14 protein-coding genes are annotated in these 17,107 nt (G+C 63.4%); 4 read left to right on the top strand and 10 right to left on the bottom strand.

Annotated elements, in window-relative coordinates; all coding sequences use genetic code 11:
- Positions 1–75: 75 nt before the first annotated feature.
- The 4 genes from FJ941_RS07580 to FJ941_RS07565 all read right to left on the bottom strand — a co-directional run bounded on the left by FJ941_RS07580 (position 76) and on the right by FJ941_RS07565 (position 4,937).
- Entirely contained in the window at positions 76–1,686 is a 1,611-nt protein-coding gene (locus FJ941_RS07580; RefSeq protein WP_140504412.1) for an ABC transporter substrate-binding protein, read from the bottom strand.
- Positions 1,687–1,750: 64 nt separating this feature from the next.
- Positions 1,751–2,473 (bottom strand): HAD-IA family hydrolase, encoded by a 723-nt coding sequence (locus FJ941_RS07575; protein ID WP_140504411.1) that lies wholly within the window; start codon positions 2,471–2,473, stop codon positions 1,751–1,753.
- A 237-nt stretch (positions 2,474–2,710) separates the two neighbouring features.
- Positions 2,711–4,084, bottom strand: a complete 1,374-nt coding sequence (locus tag FJ941_RS07570) for an aspartate aminotransferase family protein (protein ID WP_140504409.1) — start codon at positions 4,082–4,084, stop codon at positions 2,711–2,713.
- 13 nt (positions 4,085–4,097) lie between these two features.
- Positions 4,098–4,937 carry a GNAT family N-acetyltransferase gene (locus FJ941_RS07565; protein WP_140504407.1) on the bottom strand — a complete coding sequence of 280 codons (840 nt, stop codon included), beginning with the start codon at positions 4,935–4,937 and terminating at the stop codon, positions 4,098–4,100.
- Positions 4,938–5,255: 318 nt separating this feature from the next.
- Between FJ941_RS07565 and FJ941_RS07555 the strand changes: the two genes are divergently transcribed.
- Positions 5,256–5,924 carry a haloacid dehalogenase type II gene (locus tag FJ941_RS07555; RefSeq protein ID WP_140504404.1) on the top strand — a complete coding sequence of 223 codons (669 nt, stop codon included), beginning with the start codon at positions 5,256–5,258 and terminating at the stop codon, positions 5,922–5,924.
- Positions 5,925–5,940: 16 nt separating this feature from the next.
- Positions 5,941–7,215, top strand: coding sequence for an FAD-binding oxidoreductase (locus FJ941_RS07550; protein ID WP_140504403.1), 1,275 nt, complete (start codon positions 5,941–5,943; stop codon positions 7,213–7,215).
- 22 nt (positions 7,216–7,237) lie between these two features.
- On the opposite strand, the gene FJ941_RS07545 is transcribed toward FJ941_RS07550, so the two are convergent.
- From FJ941_RS07545 to argE, 6 genes are all read right to left on the bottom strand, one after another.
- Positions 7,238–8,695 (bottom strand): NAD-dependent succinate-semialdehyde dehydrogenase, encoded by a 1,458-nt coding sequence (locus FJ941_RS07545; protein ID WP_140504401.1) that lies wholly within the window; start codon positions 8,693–8,695, stop codon positions 7,238–7,240.
- 17 nt (positions 8,696–8,712) lie between these two features.
- On the bottom strand, positions 8,713–9,756 hold the full coding sequence (locus FJ941_RS07540) for a tartrate dehydrogenase (RefSeq protein WP_140504400.1): 1,044 nt from the start codon (positions 9,754–9,756) through the stop codon (positions 8,713–8,715).
- 10 nt (positions 9,757–9,766) lie between these two features.
- Positions 9,767–11,230, bottom strand: coding sequence for an aldehyde dehydrogenase family protein (locus FJ941_RS07535; RefSeq protein WP_140504398.1), 1,464 nt, complete (start codon positions 11,228–11,230; stop codon positions 9,767–9,769).
- Between the two features lie 138 nt (positions 11,231–11,368).
- On the bottom strand, positions 11,369–11,722 hold the full coding sequence (locus FJ941_RS07530) for a cupin domain-containing protein (RefSeq protein WP_140504397.1): 354 nt from the start codon (positions 11,720–11,722) through the stop codon (positions 11,369–11,371).
- Positions 11,723–11,745: 23 nt separating this feature from the next.
- The gene (locus tag FJ941_RS07525; protein WP_140504395.1) at positions 11,746–12,669 is read right to left on the bottom strand and encodes a glyoxylate/hydroxypyruvate reductase A; all 924 of its coding nucleotides are present in this window, start codon (positions 12,667–12,669) and stop codon (positions 11,746–11,748) included.
- An 11-nt stretch (positions 12,670–12,680) separates the two neighbouring features.
- Positions 12,681–13,805 carry an acetylornithine deacetylase gene (gene argE, locus FJ941_RS07520; protein ID WP_140504393.1) on the bottom strand — a complete coding sequence of 375 codons (1,125 nt, stop codon included), beginning with the start codon at positions 13,803–13,805 and terminating at the stop codon, positions 12,681–12,683.
- A 235-nt stretch (positions 13,806–14,040) separates the two neighbouring features.
- Here argE and FJ941_RS07515 point away from each other — a divergent pair, with 235 nt between their 5' ends.
- Together FJ941_RS07515 and FJ941_RS07510 are read left to right on the top strand one after the other, a co-directional pair.
- On the top strand, positions 14,041–14,943 hold the full coding sequence (locus FJ941_RS07515) for a GNAT family N-acetyltransferase (RefSeq protein WP_140504391.1): 903 nt from the start codon (positions 14,041–14,043) through the stop codon (positions 14,941–14,943).
- A gap of 953 nt (positions 14,944–15,896) precedes the next feature.
- Positions 15,897–17,107 (top strand): VCBS domain-containing protein (locus FJ941_RS07510; RefSeq protein ID WP_210242214.1); only part of this gene is annotated, 1,211 nt, incomplete at its 3' end.

The raw sequence follows: 17,107 nt of genomic DNA, 5'->3' as shown, positions 1-17,107 counted from the left end.
TGCGGTTGCGTTCGGCCAAGCCATGTTGTGCAATAGGTGCCAGGGACCGGCTGTCCGGTCCCTGGCAGGCGCCTCTCAGGCTTCGAGCCAGAGATATTCCGCCATTGCGTAGCCCATCATGCCACCGAGTGGGTTCGCCTCCAAACCCTTCACCTTGCTGGAGAGAGCATCCACGTTGGAAATGTAGGCCGGGATGATGGTGCCGGCCTGCTCGGAGACCATGGTCTGCATCTGGCCGTAGATTTCCTTGCGCTTGGCCTGGTCCAGCGAGCCGCGCGCCTCGACGAGCAGCTTGTCGAACTTCTCGGACTTGTACTGGCTTTCGTTCCAGGGCGCGTTGGAGGCGTAGAGGAGCGAGAACAGGATGTCGGGCGTCGGGCGCGGATTGATGTTGCCGAAATGGATCGGCGCCTTGAGCCAGTAATTGTCCCAATACCCGTCGGACGGGACGCGTTGGACATCGAGCTTCATGCCGATATCAGCACCGGCGGCCTGGATGATCACCGCCATGTCGATCGACGACGTCGCGGCATCGGAGGCGACCACGGGGATGGACTGGCCGAGCAGGCCCGACTTCTGGAAGTGGAACTTGGCCTTGTCCGGGTCGAAGGCCTTCGGCTTGAGGTCGGCATTGTGGAAGATGTTCGCCGGCGAGACAGGCTGGTCGTTGCCGATTTCGCCGAGGCCGCGCAATGCCGATTTGACGATCTGCTCGCGGTTGACGAGGTATTTCATGCCGGCGACGAAGTCGGCCTTATTGCCCGGATCCATGTCGAGCCGGATGTTGAGGTCTGTATAGTTGCCCGAGGTGGTTTTCGACAGTTCGAAGCCCTGCTGGCCGCCGATGAGCTTCATCGCGCGCGGATTGATCGAGGCGGCGAAGTTGACGTCACCGGAAAGCAGGGCGTTGACGCGAGCGCTGTCGTCGCTGATGGCGATGAACTCGAACGAATCCAGGTAGGGCTTGCCGGATTTCCAGTAGTTCTTGTTCTTGGAGACGACCGACCGCACGCCCGGTTCGAACGTTTGCAGCACGAAGGCGCCGGTGCCGTTGCCCTTTGAGAAGTCGGTGGTGCCATCCGCCACGATCATGAAGTGATGCAATGCCAGGATGGTCGGAAGGTCGGCATTCGGATCGGCGAGGGTGATTTCGACGGTCGATTTGTCGACCGCCTTGAAGCCGGTCATCTGCGCGGCGATCTTGGCAACCTTGGAGCCGACCGCCTTGTCGAGATGGCGCTTCAGCGAGAAGATGACGTCTTCGGCGGTGAGGTCCTTGCCGTCGTGGAAGGTGACGCCCTTGCGCAGCTTCACGGTCCAGGTCTTGGCGTCCTTGCTGTCGAAACTTTCGGCCAACTCCATCTGCGTCTTGCCATCCTTGTCGAGGAAGGTCAGGCGGTTGTAGAGCGAGCAGCAGCGGACATAGTCGGTCGACAGCGACGCCTTTGCCGGGTCGAGCGTGTCGGCGGTGGAGGACGACCAGCCGGCTGCCTTGAAACTGCCGCCGGAAACCGGCGTGGCGGCGACGGCATTGGTGGCACGGCCAAGCACCACGCTGCCCGCGGCAATCGCGGCGCCGCCGGCCAGCAGCATCTTGAGGAGTTCGCGGCGGCTCGCGCCCCGCCGAATGGCATTCTCGACCATGGCATCGTCTGCGCTGGTCCAGTTCGTTATCTTGTCGGTCATATCATTCCCCTTTCTGTTTGTTTTTCCGGGATGCTCGTCTTGCTGCGGCTTTCCGGGCTTGGGCTCAGGTTCGTTCCTTCAGGCTTTCCCGCACGGCGGCGGCAAGGGCCGCCATTGACGTGAAGTGGTAGTCAGGCGCGGTGAAACGCTCGGGCTCGATCGTGCCGCCGTAACCCTTCTGGGCATGCCGGCGCTCGATCCAGCAATTGGTCATGCCAAGCGCCCGGGATATGCCGATGTCGTGGTACTGGCTTTGCGCCACGTGGAGGATGTCGTCCTTGCTGTCGTCCCTTGAGGCCACGAAATCGAAAACCTTCTGAAAGAAGGCCGGGTCCGGTTTTTCCGTACCTGTATCATCGGCCGTGAAGGTGGCGAAAAAGGGCGAACCGAGTTGCTTCTCGAAATGATCGAGCGCCCAGCGCCGGGCATTGGTCATGGCGATCAATCTGTGCGACTTCGCAAGGTCCGCCAATGCCGCCGCGCTATCAGCAAAGCCTTGCCAGGCACGGGCGGAGTCCCGCAGGCGCACACCGTATTTCTCCTCGGGAGGGAGGCCGAGACGCGGCGCGATGACCGTGTAGACACGCACGAGATCGTCGGGAAACAGGCTCGCATCGGGCATGTAGCGGGCCTGCCGATAAAGGGCCAGCGCCTCCTCGCCATCGACCGAAACGCCGGCCTCGGCGGCAATTTGCGCCAGGCAGGTCGTGATCCCGCCTTCGAAGTCGATCAGCGTGCCGACGACATCGAAGGTCATGTATTTGAACTCGCTAAAGCCCCTGGCCAAGACTGGGTCTCCTCTGCATGCGGCCGAATTGCACGTGTTGGACAGAACAAAATTCCGTGCTGTCCGGGGCGTCTGTCTCTTTTGAAGGCCTGGAAATCCGGGCTTTCTGGCCTTGTCTTCTCAGCAGTCTGGCACTTCCCCCGCGCTGGATTCGCCGAAAAGGCGTGAGGAGGCGGCACAAAATTGCGAAATGATCTGCCCCGGCGCTATTTCGAAACACAGGGTATTCGTCTGCCGTCATGCCAGGGCCTGGCGGACATCGGGATCGTCCAGCGTCTGGTCGAGCGTCCGGCGCGTGCGCTCGATGATCGCGTCGATGTCGGCGTCGGTGCAGCAGAGCGGCGGTGCATAGCCGATAACCCCATGCGCAAAGGCACGGATGATGAGGCCATTGTCCCACGCCCTGTCGAAGACGCGCCGCGCCGGCATGGCCGACGCCGGAAGCGGCGTCTTCTTCTTCTTGTCGACCACCAGTTCGATCGCGGCAAGCATGCCGCGGCCGCGCACGTCGCCGACGAGGGGGTGGCCGCTCAGGCTTGCCAGTCCTGCCATCAGGCGGGCGCCGGCGTTGATGCCATTCTCCAGAAGGCCGTCTTCGTAGAGCTTCAGCACCTCGAGCGCGACGGCGGCGCTGACGGGATGGGCGGAATAAGTGTAGCCGTGACCGACGGCCGAGGCGCCCGCGCCATCGGCGATGACGTCGTAGACATGATCGGCCATGAAGACGGCGCCCATGGGAACATAGCCCGAGGTCAGACCCTTCGCCGTCGTCATGAAATCGGGAACGATGTCCTCATCGGTGCAGGCGAACAAGGGCCCCGTGCGGCCGAAACCGGTGATCACCTCATCGGCGATGAACAGGATGCCGTACTCCCGGCAGAGTTCGCGTATCGCCTTGATCCAGCCTTTCGGTGGAACGATGACGCCACCCGAGCCCTGGATCGGCTCGGCATAGAAGGCGGCGACCCGCTCCGGCCCGATCTCCTCGATCTTGGCCTTCAGCGTGGCGAGCGATGCGGCGATGATCGCTTTGCCGTCCTCGCCGACCGGGTTGCGGTATGGATAGGGGGAGGGGATCTTGTGCTGCCATTCAAAGGGAATGCCGAAACCGGCGTGAAAGGCGGGCAGGGCGGTCAGGCCCGCGCCAACCACCGACGAGCCGTGATAACCCTGCTCGATGGAAATGAACTGATCGCGTTTTGGCTCGGCCCTGGCATTCCAGTAGTAGCGGACGAACCGGATCGTGCTGTCGACCGCGTCCGATCCACCAAGAGTAAAATAGACGTGGTTCAGATCCCCGGGCGCGCGCTCGGCCAGTTCCGAGGCGAGGCGGATCGCCGGCTCAGAGCCGAGGCCGAAATAGGCGGTGGCGTAGGGAAGCTCTCGCATCTGCCGGGCCGCCGCCTCGACGATGCTGTCATGGCCGTAGCCGGCATTGACACACCACAGCCCCGCGAAACCGTCGAGAAGTTGCCGGCCGGACGCATCGGTCACGGTCGCGCCCTTCGCCGATTTCAACACGCGCACGCCGTGCGCCTCATGACCACGGTATGAAGAGACTGGGTGGATGAGATGGGCGCGATCGAGTTCGATCAGGGAATTGGCGAGCATTGTTGTTCTCCGACTATCCTAGCGCCTGGTTGGCGAGGGCGTAAACTTTTGGCCTGGCCTGTTTCGCGACCGTCTTGGGCGGACGGTCCATGGCTACGCCGCCGCCGACATGGGTAAGACCGATTTCCTCGAGCCAGCCGGCGATGCCGGTTCCGCTGCCGGTATCCACGCGCAGGAAGGCACCGGCGCGCGCGGCGGCGAAGAAGCCGATCAGGGCCTTTGCCTCGTCGATACTTCCCGCGATGACTGGACCAATCACCTCGCCGCGTCCGAACGGCCGGATCGCGGCATAGGCCCCGATGGCGCCGTCGCGGCGGATGACGGCGAATTGGCCGCGCTCGGCCAGCGCATCGATTAGAGCTCCACGGTCGGCACCATAGGCGTCGCGGTCCAGCGCCTTGATTTCCCGGAGATCGGCGGCGTCCGCAGCTTCCACGCCGCCCTGCGCACCAAGCTTGGCAACGCTACCTTGATGTTGCCGGATCGTACCGGACGGCACAAAGCCGAGCTTTTCATAAAGAGGCATGCCGTCCGCTGTGGCGACGAGCCGCAGCGGACGGTCACCGGCAAGGGCGAAGGCCCGATCCATGAGCCGGCGCCCAAGCCCCTTGCCGCGCACAGTCCTGTCGACGATCACCATGTTGATCATGGCGCAATCTGCGCCGTAGGGCGTTACCAGGATAGTTCCGGTGACGCGGCCCTGATCGTCGAGCGCAACCGCGCCGTCCGAGAGCTGCAGCGCCATCTGCCAGTCCTGCGGGCGATGTGGCCAATTCTCCTGGCGAGAAAGCACTACGGCTCCCTCGATATGGTCGGGCCCGAAGGCCCGGAGTTCGATGTCGCCCTGCGGCATAAGGCATCCTTCCGTCTGACGACAAGTTTCGACCATCGGCGCGCTGCAGATCATCTGAAGGCTTTGGCTTCGACAGTATCTTTCGCCGTAGCGTAAGCGGTGCGCCGCATCTTGTGCTGGCGTCATCCACGGCGGGGCGCGTCACGCCGTGCGCGGCGCCGCAATCGGCACGCCAGATGCCACAGCGTGCCAAACCGGATGGCGGATACGGAACTTTCTGCTTTCGGAAGGCCTATTTCGGTCAGGTGGGTCGCCGCCTGCCGCTCTATGATGAAATACATCCCAGCGCGGATGTGCTTCCACCGGAGATCAACGGACATGGCTTCCTTCAGGCCCAAATACATCACCTTCGACTGCTACGGCACGTTGACCTTTTTCCAGATGGCGGAAGCGGCGCGCGATCTCTACGGCAGCCGGCTCGCCGAGCCGCGCATGCAGGAGTTCATCAAGAATTTCGCGGCGTACCGGCTGGATGAGATTCTGGGCGACTGGAAACCTTATGCCGACGTCGTCCACAATGCGCTCGAGCGCGCTTGCAAGCGCAACGGCGTCGCCTTCAGCCCGGACGACGCCAGGATGGTCTATGAGCGCGTGCCGACATGGGGACCTCACGCCGATGTCCCCGCGGGCTTGGCGAAGGTCGCCAAGGAAATTCCGCTGGTCATCCTGTCCAACGCGATGAACGCGCAGATCATGTCCAATGTCGAAAAGCTCGGCGCGCCCTTCCATGCTGTCTATACGGCCGAGCAGGCGCAGGCCTATAAGCCCCGCTTCAAAGCCTTCGAGTACATGCTCGACATGTTGGGCTGCGGCCCGGACGATATCCTTCACTGCTCGTCCTCGTTCCGCTACGACCTGATGTCGGCGCACGATCTCGGCATCAAGAACAAGGTCTGGGTCAACCGCGGCCACGAACCAGCCAACCCCTATTATGGCTATGTCGAGATACCGGATATTTCAGGCCTTCCAGGCGTGGTCGGTCTCTAAAACAGGCGGATTGCCGATGAAGCTGGTCTCCTACTGGCACGACACTGCCCCCGTCTTTGCCGGCGCGGCGCAAGGCCCGGTCGAGGGTCACTACGATGCCGCCATCGTCGGCGGCGGCTTCACCGGACTCGCCGCCGCCCGCCAATTGGCGAAGGCCGGCGCCAAGGTGGTGGTGGTGGAAGCGGAGCGCGTGGGCTGGGGTGCATCCGGGCGCAATGGCGGACATCTAAACAATGGACTTGCCCACAGCTACCTCTCGGCCAAGGCGGAACTCGGAAAGGAACGCGCGATCGCGATCTACCGGGCGCTGGACGAGTCCGTCGACACCATCGAGGCGCTGGTCGCCGAGGAAGGCATTGATTGCAACTTCCGCCGCGCCGGCAAGCTGAAGCTAGCCTCTAAGCCGCAGCATTTTGGTTCGATCGCCCGCAACTTCGAAGCGATCCATTCCGAGGTGGATCCGGATACGGCGCTGCTGTCAGCGGCCGATCTCAAATCGGAGATCGGCTCGCCTTTCCATGGCGCGATGCTGTCGAAGAAGAGCGCCATGATGCATATGGGCCGCTATGTGGCGGGTCTCGCCACGGCAGCCGCGCGCCACGGCGCCGTCATCCACGAGAACGCTGCGGTGACCGATCGCAAGCAGGCCGGCAAGCGGCATGAGTTGACCACGTCGCGGGGTCGCATCAGCGCCGACGCCGTGCTGGTGGCGACCGGTGCCTATACGACGCCGAATTTCGGCTATTTCCGCCGCAGGATCATTTCGGTTGGCAGCTTCATCATCGCCACGCAGCCCTTGAGCGACACCGAGATCGCCGCGACCATGCCGGGCAACCGGACATGCGTGAACTCGATGAACATCGGCAACTACTTCCGGCTTTCGCCCGACAACCGGTTGATCTTCGGCGGCCGCGCACGCTTCTCGGCGACGTCGGACCAGCGCTCCGACGCCAGGAGCGGTCAGATATTGCGGGCAAGCCTGGCGGCCATCTTCCCGCAGCTCGCCAGGGTCGAGATCGACTATTGCTGGGGCGGGCTGGTCGACATGACCAAGGACCGTTTCCCGCGCGCCGGCTACCATGACGGGGTGTGGTACGCGATGGGCTATTCCGGTCATGGCGCGCAGCTTTCCACCCAGCTCGGCATGATCCTGGCCGATGCCATGCTTGGCCGCGAGGACCGCAATCCGCTGAAGGGGCTCGAGTGGCCTGCCATTCCAGGCTATTCAGGCAAGCCGTGGTTCCTGCCGATGGTCGGCCTCTACTACAAGGCGCTCGACCGGATCCAGTGACCACTGATCCGGCGGATGGGGTTTAGCCCAGCCCGCCCATATGGAAGCTTTTCAGCTCGAGATATTCCTCGATGCCGGCCTGCGCGCCTTCGCGGCCGAGCCCGGACTGCTTGACGCCGCCGAAGGGTGCCACCTCCATCGAGACCGAGCCTGTGTTCAAGCCCACCATGCCGAACTCCAACGCCTCGCCGACGCGCCAGGCGCGTTTCAAATTCTCGGTGTAGAAGTAGGAGGCAAGTCCGTAGGGTGTGCCGTTGGCCAGCGCGATCGCTTCCTCTTCCGTCTCGAAGCGGAAAAGCGGCGCGACTGGGCCGAACGTTTCCTCGCCGGCAAGCTGCATGTCCTTTGTGGCGCCCGTCAGCACCAGCGGCGCGACATACTGAGATCCTTTCGGCAGGGCCTGCTTCTCGGTGACGATCGCAGCACCCTTGGCGAGCGCGTCCGCGACGTGGCGGTTGATTTTCTCGACCGCCGCCATGTTGATCATCGGTCCGATGACGACGCCGGGCTGTGTGCCCGGCCCCACCGTCATGGCGTTGACGCGGGCGGAGAGCTTCGCGGCGAAGGTCTCGTAGACCCCGGTCTGGACGAGGATGCGGTTGGCGCAGACGCACGTCTGGCCGCCGTTGCGGAACTTCGAGACCAGCGTGCCCTCGATGGCTAGGTCGAGATCGGCGTCGTCGAAGACGATGAAGGGGGCGTTGCCTCCGAGTTCGAGGCTGAGCCGCTTCACGCTGTCGGCGGCCCCGCGCATCAGCAGCGAGCCGACCCGTGTCGAGCCGGTGAAGGAGATCTTGCGCACCGTCTCATTGGCCATGATTTCGTTGCCGATTTCCGCTGGCATGCCGGTGACGATGTTGATGACGCCGGCAGGGATGCCCGCCCGTTCGGCGAGCAGGCCGAGGGCCAGCGCCGAATAGGGCGTGAACTCGGATGGCTTGATGACCACAGTGCAGCCTGCGGCCAGCGCCGGCGCGACCTTGCGGGTGATCATTGCGTTGGGAAAGTTCCACGGCGTGATGATGCCGCAAACGCCTACCGGTTCCTTCAGCACGATGATGCGGCGGTCTGGCGTCGGCGAGGGGATGGTATGGCCGTTGATGCGGCGCGCTTCTTCCGCGAACCATTTGACGAAGGAGGCTCCGTAGCGGATCTCGCCCTTGGCCTCGTCCAGCGGCTTGCCCTGTTCGGTCGTCAGGATCAGCGCGAGATCGTCCAGATGCGCAAGCATCAGCCCATGCCAGGCCTCTAGCAGGCCGGCGCGCTCGGCGTTGGTCTTCTTCCTCCAATCCACATAGGCGGATGCGGCGGCCTCTATCGCTGCACGGGTCTCCGGACCGGCCATGTCGGGCACTGTGCCGATTGCCGACTGGGTTGCCGGGTCGAGTACATCGACCGTCTTGCAGGAGCCGGCAGCAACCCACTTGCCGCCGATCAGACCGGCTTCGCGAAACAGACTTTTATCGTTCAGGCTTTTCATCGGAAACGACCTTGCAATCAGGTGAGAGCGGCGTTGACGGCGGCCGTGATGGTCTCCGTTCGATCCTTGCCGGGAATGGTGCCAATGCCGCGCGCGGTAGTCGCTTCGATGGCTTTCATAACTCGACCGGCGGCGGCTGTTTCGCCGAGATGTTCGAACATCATCGCGCCGGACCAGATGGTAGCGATCGGGTTGGCGATACCGAGATGCGCGATGTCGGGCGCAGAGCCGTGCACCGGCTCGAACATCGACGGCGCCGAACGGTCAGGATTGATGTTGGCGGAGGCGGCGTAGCCGAGCCCGCCCTGGATCGCCGCGCCGATGTCGGTCAGTATGTCGCCGAACAGGTTCGAGGCGACGACCACATCGAGGGTCTCGGGCGCCATGATCATACGCGCGGCGAGGGCGTCGACGTGATAGCTGGTGACAGTGACATCAGGATAGTCCGCTGCCAGCTTCCGCGTGATCTCGTCCCAGAACACCATGGAATATTTTTGCGCGTTGGACTTGGTGACGGAGGCCAGTCTGCCGCGCCGCGCCCGTGCCTGCTCGAAGCCGAAGCGCAGGATGCGCTCGACGCCGGCGCGGGTGAAGATCGAGGTCTCCACCGCCACCTCGTCCAACGTGCCTTGATGCACGCGCCCACCGGCGCCCGAATATTCGCCTTCGGTGTTCTCGCGGATGCACAATATGTCGAAGCTTTCGGCCCGCAGCGGTCCCGTGACGCCCGGCAGCAGGCGATGCGGTCGGATGTTGGCGTACTGCACGAATGCCTTGCGGATCGGCAGCAGCAGGCCGTGCAGCGAGACCGAATCCGGCACTTGCGCCGGCCAGCCGACGGCGCCGAGAAGAATGGCGTCGAAGCCGCGCACTGTTTGGATGCCGTCTTCCGGCATCATACGGCCGGTATCCCGGTAGAATTTGCAGGACCAGGGAAATTCGGTTCCGGCCAGTGCAAAGCCGGCATGTTTGGCCGCCGTCTGCAGCACGGACCAGGCGGCGGCGGTCACATCGGGGCCGATGCCGTCACCGGGGATCAGGGCGATCGAATAGGACTTCATCGGCATCTCTCTAGAGGCTGATCAGGACGCTCTTGGTCCTGCGATTGGCGAGGTAGGCTTCGCGGCCGAGGTCCTTGCCGATGCCGGAGCGCTTGTAGCCCCCGGTTGGCAGGATATGGTCGCGCGAGCGGCTGTAGCGGTTGACCCAGACGGTGCCGGCTTCGAGCTTACGTGCGAAGCGTACGGTGCGGGACAGGTCTGACGTGAACAGGCCGGAAGCCAGCCCGTAGATCGGATGGCTGGCCAGCGCCAGCGCTTCTTCCTCGGTTTCGAAGGTCTGGACGGTCAGGACCGGGCCGAAGATTTCCTCGACGATCGCGGGATTGGCCTTGTCCACGTCAGCGATCAGCGTCGGCTGGTAGAAATAGCCGGGGCTGTCCATGACGCCGCCGCCGGTCAGGCATTCGCCGCCGGCTTCGACCGCAGCCTGCACGACGCCGTCGACACGCGCCCGCTGCCGTTCCGAAATGATTGGCGAATACTGCGTCGCGTCATCCCAGGTAGGGCCGGGCCGCACCATCTTCATCCGTTGCAGGATCGCGGCCGTCAGCCTGTCGGCCACGCTCTTCTCGGCGATCAGGCGCGTGCCGGCGACGCAAGCTTGGCCGGCGTTGAAGGTGACGCTGCCGGCGATCGCTGCCGCCGCCTTGTCGAGATCGGCATCGGCAAAGACGAGCTGCGGGCTCTTGCCGCCGAGTTCAAGCGTCATTGGCTTGACGCCGGTGCGGGCGATATTCTCCATAATGGCCGACCCGGCGCGGGTCGAGCCGGTGAAGGAGATCTTGGCGATGTCGCGATGGCCGGTCAGTGCCGTGCCGGTCGTTGGACCGTCGCCGAGCACGACGTTTATGAGTCCCGCCGGCAGACCCGCCCTGACGGCGAGTTGAGCCATGTAGACTGCCGAAAAGGGCGTCATCTCGGACGGTTTCAGGACAACCGCGTTGCCAGCGGCCAGTGCCGGACCGAGCTTCCATCCGGCCATCGAGATGGGAAAGTTCCAGGGCGTGATCGCGCCGACCACGCCATAGGGCTCGCTCATGATCATGCCGAGACTGGCATCGTCGGTCGGCACGAGCTCGCTGCCTTCCTTGTCGGCGAACTCGGCGAAGAAGCGGATCTGCTCGGCGGTGATCGCGATATCGCCAGCGACAAGCTGGCCGACGGGTCGGGTCGAGCTCAGTGCCTCTATCCTGGCCAGCGTTGCCGCTTCCGCTTCGATCAGATCGGCCCAGGCCTGGAGTGCCTTGGTGCGCTCACGCGGCCGGACGCCGCTCCAGTTGCTGGCCTTCAGTGCCGCCTTGGCGCTCTCCACTGCACGCTCGACCAAGTCGGGGCCGGCTACGGGGCAGTCAGTATAGGATTTGCCGTCCGATGGGCGACGCATTTCTATCCCGCCCCCGGCCGGAATCAACTCCCCGCCGATGAAATGGCCGACGGGGAGGGGAATTGTATCGGGATCGAAGCTCAGGCTCATCGACAACCACTCTGCGGCACCGGATGGAGCCTAGCGCGTGGCGCCACGCAGCATGCGCTGTTCGGCGTTCCGCCACCGACGAATGTTGCGTGCCAGGGATGAGGGACGGCAAAATCTTTCGCGCGGGGACGTGCCTCGCTATCCGACGGTCACGTAGATCTTGCGCACCGTTTCGATGGTTTTCCAGACGCCGGTGAAGCCGGGCTTGATGACGAAGCTGTCGCCGGCGCGGTAGGTCACCCTCTCGCCGGCGTCCGGTATGATCTCGATCACGCCGGAGAGAATGTGGCAGAACTCGAAAGTCTCCCCCTTGATCGAGCGCGTCTCACCCGGCGTCGCCTCCCAGACGCCGGTACGGACGAGATCGCCCTTGGCGACATCCTGCGCCCAGGTCTTGAAGGCAGGGTCGCCGGCGATCAGCCGCTCTGGCAGCGCCCTGGATTCGCGCGGCGAAAAGGTTGGGTTGGTATCGACGGTCTTGAGCAGGGACAAGGGATGGCCTTTCTGGTTGGACTTCAATAGCCGCGCGACCGGTCGACGAGCCCGATCGGCTCAAGGCCGGCACGGTGGCGCCGGATGTTGTCGATAACGGCGCGTGCCGCGGTCTCCGGCTGGGTGACGCTCGCGACATGCGGGGTGAGGATGATCTTCGGATGCGACCAGAACGGATGGTTCGCGGGCAGCGGTTCGGGATCGGTCACGTCGATTATCGCCGCCGAAAGGTGGCCGCTCTCGAGCGCGGCGACAAGCGCCTGATGGTCGAGCTGCGGCCCTCGGCCTGTGTGAACGAGAGCCGCGCCCTCCGGTAATTTGACGAACAGATCGGCATCGAGAAATCCGCGCGTGTCTTCGGTCAGCGGCAGCAGGCAGATCAATATGTCGCTGGCCGCCAGCATCGTCTCCAGCCCAACCTCGCCATGGTGGCAGGTCACGCCGTCGATCTGACGCGGCGAACGGCTCCAGCCGGCGAGCGGGAAGCCGAAGGGTTTCAGCCGGTCGAGGACCGCCTGACCGAGCTGCCCGAGACCGAGCACGCCGATCCGGCGCGAGGCGGCCTGGATCTGCGGGATATCCAGCCATTGACCGGCCCGCTGCCGCGCCAGATAGGCGGGCAGGTTGCGGTGCAGCGCAAGTACGGCCAGCGATACGTACTCCTGCATCATGCGCACGATGCCTTCCTCGACCATGCGCACGATCTTCACCGTCGCGGGCACCGCATCGAAGCGAAACTGGTCGACGCCGGCACCAAGGGAGAACAGGAGCTCCAGGTTCCGGTAGCGGGCGAGATTATCCGGCACCGTCCAGGTGATGAGATAACGCACCGCGTCGGCATCGACCGTCGCGGCATTCATCGCGAAAGGGAGGTCGGGCAGTTCCTTGGCGAAGGCTTCGGCAAAGATCGCGCCGCGCCGCGCATCGGAATTGAACAGGAATGTCATCCGGTTCCCCTTCAGGCGGCGCAATGCACAGCCAGCGCTTCGATCATAAGCTGGCAGGCAGTGAGTTCGCTGGCGAGAATATACTCGTCCGGCTTGTGGGCGCGGCCGATATCGCCAGGACCGCAGATGATCGCATCCATGCCGGCGGCTTGGTAGAGCCCAGCCTCGGTACCATAGCTGACGGCGGCGAGCGGTGCTTCGCCGGTCAGGTGGCTCAGCAAAGCCACCAAGCCTGAATCTTGTGACAAAGACAGTGCCGGATAGGCGCTCATCGGCGTCCACTCGACAAGATACCCCTTCGCGGCAAGGGCCTGGGCCCGCGCCTTGACCGGCGCGAGCAGGCGCGCCGGATCGACGCCAGGTATGGCGCGCGCCTCCAGGTCCAGCGTGCAGGTGTCGGGAATGATGTTGACCTGATGTCCACCCGCCACCACACCCGCCTGCAGCGAGGAGTAGGGCGGCTCGAAGGTTGGATCGAACGGGCCGTGCGTCAGTCGCTCGGCTTCGCTGACAGCCGCGCTCAGCGCCTCGGACATCGCATGGATGGCATTGAGTCCGAGATCGGGCCGCGAGGAATGGCCGGAGCGTCCCTTGATGGTGACGCGGGCGGCCGCCTTGCCCTTGTGGCCGCGCACGGCCCGCATGCAGCTCGGCTCGCCGACGATGACGCCGAGCGGTTTTGCGCAAAGGTCGGGAAGCCGGGCGATGAGATGCGGCACGCCGCGGCACCCAATCTCCTCGTCGTAGGAGAAGGCGAGGTGGATCGGCCTCGCAAGGCGCAGCCGCGACAGGGCAGGCACCGCCGCCAGCGCAGCGGCAAGAAAGCCCTTCATATCCGTGGTGCCGCGTCCGTAGAGGCGTTCGCCGTCCGGACGCAGCACGAAAGGGGATGAACTCCACTGCGGCTCGCCAGCGGGAACGACGTCCATGTGGCCCGAGAGGATATAGCCGGGGACATCTACGGGGCCGATCGTGGCAAAGAGATTGGAGCGGTCGCTTTCCGGCCCCGGGAGCAAGGTGACCTTCGCTCCCTGTTCCGCCAGATAGGCCTCGATCCAGCCGGCAATGTCCCCGTTCGGCTTGCCGGCCACGGATGGAAAGGCGACGAGACGGCCGAGGATGTCGAAGACGTCCATTCCAGACCTCAAGGTATTTTGGGGTTTGGGCATTTGGCATTCCGGTTCGTCGGGCCGATACGGTCGAGAATGTCAGCGTTCCTTCGCGATTGCGTGCCGAAAGCGGAAGTGTTTCAGTTGAATCTTGCGTTGGCGCCGGGCTTTCGAACAGATCATATTGATCCGATTGGTTAGCGTCGGCAGGGGAAGGGTAGGCCGTTGTGGGACCTCTCCATATCGGCAATGTTTCAGAGGCATGGAATTGAAGCCGTCCGGAAGCTTGAAAATCGATGCCTTCTCGATGCGGATCGGCGACATCGAAGGCGTCGAACTCGACCGGTTGCACGCGCACTCTCTATCCGTCGGATGGCCGCATCGCGCCGAGGACTGGCAATTCCTGCGCGAATCGGGACGGGGGATCGTTGCGCTCGACGAGATCGGCCGGGTGCTCGGCTCAGCCATGTGGTTCCCGCATGGCCACGATTTCGCGACGGTAGGGATGGTCATCACCTCGCCGCGGCTACAGACGCTGGGAGCCGGTCAGTGGCTGATGAAGCGGGTCTTCGACAACGTGGTCGGGCGCGACTTGCGCCTCAATGCGACCCGGGCGGCAAAGCGGCTCTATCTTTCGCTCGACTTCAGGCCGGAGAAGACCGTCTACCACTGCCATGGCATTGCCCGCGCCGCCACGGCGGCTGGAATAGACAGGGAGTGTGGCGAGGTGCGTCGGCTGCTGGCCGAGCACTTGCCGGCGATCATCGCGCTCGATGCGGTCGGTTTCGGGGTGCATAGAGCGGCACTTGTCGAAAAGCTGTTCGAACAATCTGTTGGCTACGGGCTCTTCGGCGACGGGGCGCTCAAGGCCTTCGCTCTCTGCCGGCCCTTCGGCCGCGGCCATGTCATCGGTCCGGTCCTAGCGGAGCGAGATACCGATGCCATCGCAGTGGTCCGGCCGCACATCGCCGATCATTCGGGCAGTTTCCTTCGGGTGGACACGCATATGGGAAGCGGCGAATTCGCCGCCTTTCTGGCGCACAGCGGAATGCCGGTTTTCGACACGGTGCTGACCATGTCGATGGGCAAACGCCTCGCCGATTTTGCGGTCGACTGTGCAGCTACACCGGTAACTTATGCTCTGGCCAGTCAGACTCTCGGATAGGTCAGCCGAGGATGCGGGCGGGCTCCGCACCATCCGCTAACCGGGAACCAGCATCGAAGCAACGTACAGCTTTCTGCAGCTATGCTGGATCAAAACGCAGTAGGCCAAACTGCAATTGTCTCTGCCTTTAAGTTGTCTAGGGTGCGCATTTCACCTCGAACAGGAGGGCGTTCAGGCCGGCGCCGCGTAAGGAAGCCGGACGGAGCTTATAGTTGTCGCAGCTAAAGGGCGGCGCCCGCTGATCGCCATCGTATAGTCATGGTGCGAAGCGAGTGGAATGTGGTTGATGATCTGGCGCAGGGAGATTGCGGTCTATGCTCCCCGCGCTGGTCGTCGCCGCCGACTCACGTGGCTGCACTGCTTCATGCCCGCCAAGGACGCAGCGGTCGGACGAACGGGTTCCTGCAGACGCTGAGAGAGAGCCTAAACTCACCTCCATGGCGTCGGTGGGAATGTCAGTTCTCTCGCTCGGCCTTCTCTGTAGCTGCCTGGGTGCGAGTGGTGATTGTTGCTGATAGGACAGGCGTCACACGTTCTTCGATGCGCTTTCTCAACGAGGGGCGCAGCTTCCGCCGCCGTGGCTTTGCTTCAACATTTAACTATTAACTGTTTTGCAACTATGACGTTGACGTTTCCAGTGTCATAGGGTTAATAATCTCCTAATATAAGCATCATCTAAAATCTCTTGATCGGAAACCGACGTTTTAGACGATGCAATTGGGTTGGGAGACGTAGCGCTGCGACCAACGTCGTCGCAGCCGCCATCAAGCGATCATCATCCGCAAGCTCCAGCCGGCACTTCTTGTCGGCGCGCTCGCTGATGGTGCGCCGCACTCGCTTCCGACCCAGCTGCGTGGCGACTTTGGGATCGATGCTCGGACAGAGCGTGGTCGAACAGGACTAGCAACAAACAGGCGTTGGGGCGTCTGTCACAGAAAAACAGGGGGTTGAAAATGGCTACTCAGGTCACCGGTGCCGGCGGCACCACGGCATCGTTCTCCAATACACCGCAGGCAAAGGACGACATTTTCAACTACACTGAGGATACCGTAGTCCTCGCTTCAGGTTCGCAAACCATCATAGTTCTCGACGTGATGGCGAACGACCAGGGTGGAAACGCAAAGTCTCTCTTTTCGGTTGACGACGGGATTTCCGCATCGACGGCCACGAAGCAATACGCGCCCATCGACCTCACAACCCAGGACGTCCAAGCTACTGGCGTTTCAGCCTGGGAAAGCATCGGCGGCGGGGTTTCAATCCGCATCAACAACGGCAAGGTTGAGATGGACCTTACCGGGTATCTCGCGGCGCATGGCTTCTCCAGCCTGCAGGCCATGGGTGCGGATGACCACATCAACGAGACCTTCACCTATGCGATCAAGCTCGGTGGCGGGACGCTGAGCTGGGCAAGCGTGTCTGTCAACATCCAGGGCACCAATGACGGCGCGGTTATCACCGCCGTCCCGGGGGCCGACCTGGCTGTGTTGGAGGCCGGCGGCGTCGCCAATGGCACGCTGAACGATCCCAACGCGCATGGGCAACTGGTCATCACTGACCCCGATGCCGGGCAGAACCATTTCCAGGCTCCCCCAAGCCTGCAGGGCACCTATGGCACCTTCACTTTCGATACGACAACGGGCGCGTGGACCTACTTACTTAACCAGACGCTTGCCGATCCGCTGACGCAGGGTCAGGATGTAACCGAGACCTTGACGGTAAAATCGGCGGATGGAAGCGCCAGTTACGACATCAAGGTCAATATTCACGGCACCAACGACGTGCCGGTGATCGGCGGCGTCACGACCGGCTCGGTGACCGAGGAAGTGGCGGTCGACGCCACCAACCACCTCAACACGTCGGGCCTTCTGACCATTGCCGACGTCGACCAGGGCCAGTCGAACTTCACGGCGCAGCCCAGCTTCGCCGGCACCTACGGCACCTTCACGCTCGATGCCGCCGGCCACTGGACCTACAGCGCCGACGACACGCAGACGGCGATCCAGCAGCTCGGCGCCAGCGATTCCATCACCGACAGCTTCACCGCCGTCTCCTCCGACGGCACCGCCAGCCAGCTGGTCACCGTCACCATTCACGGCACCAACGACGTGCCGGTGATCGGCGGCGTCACGACCGGCTCGGTGACCGAGGAAGTGGCGGTCGACGC

Source organism: Mesorhizobium sp. B2-3-13, assembly GCF_006442195.1.
Taxonomy (GTDB): Bacteria; Pseudomonadota; Alphaproteobacteria; order Rhizobiales; family Rhizobiaceae; genus Mesorhizobium; species Mesorhizobium salmacidum.
Note: the sequence above shows the minus strand (reverse complement) of the source record. Positions and strands in the feature narration are given on the sequence as shown.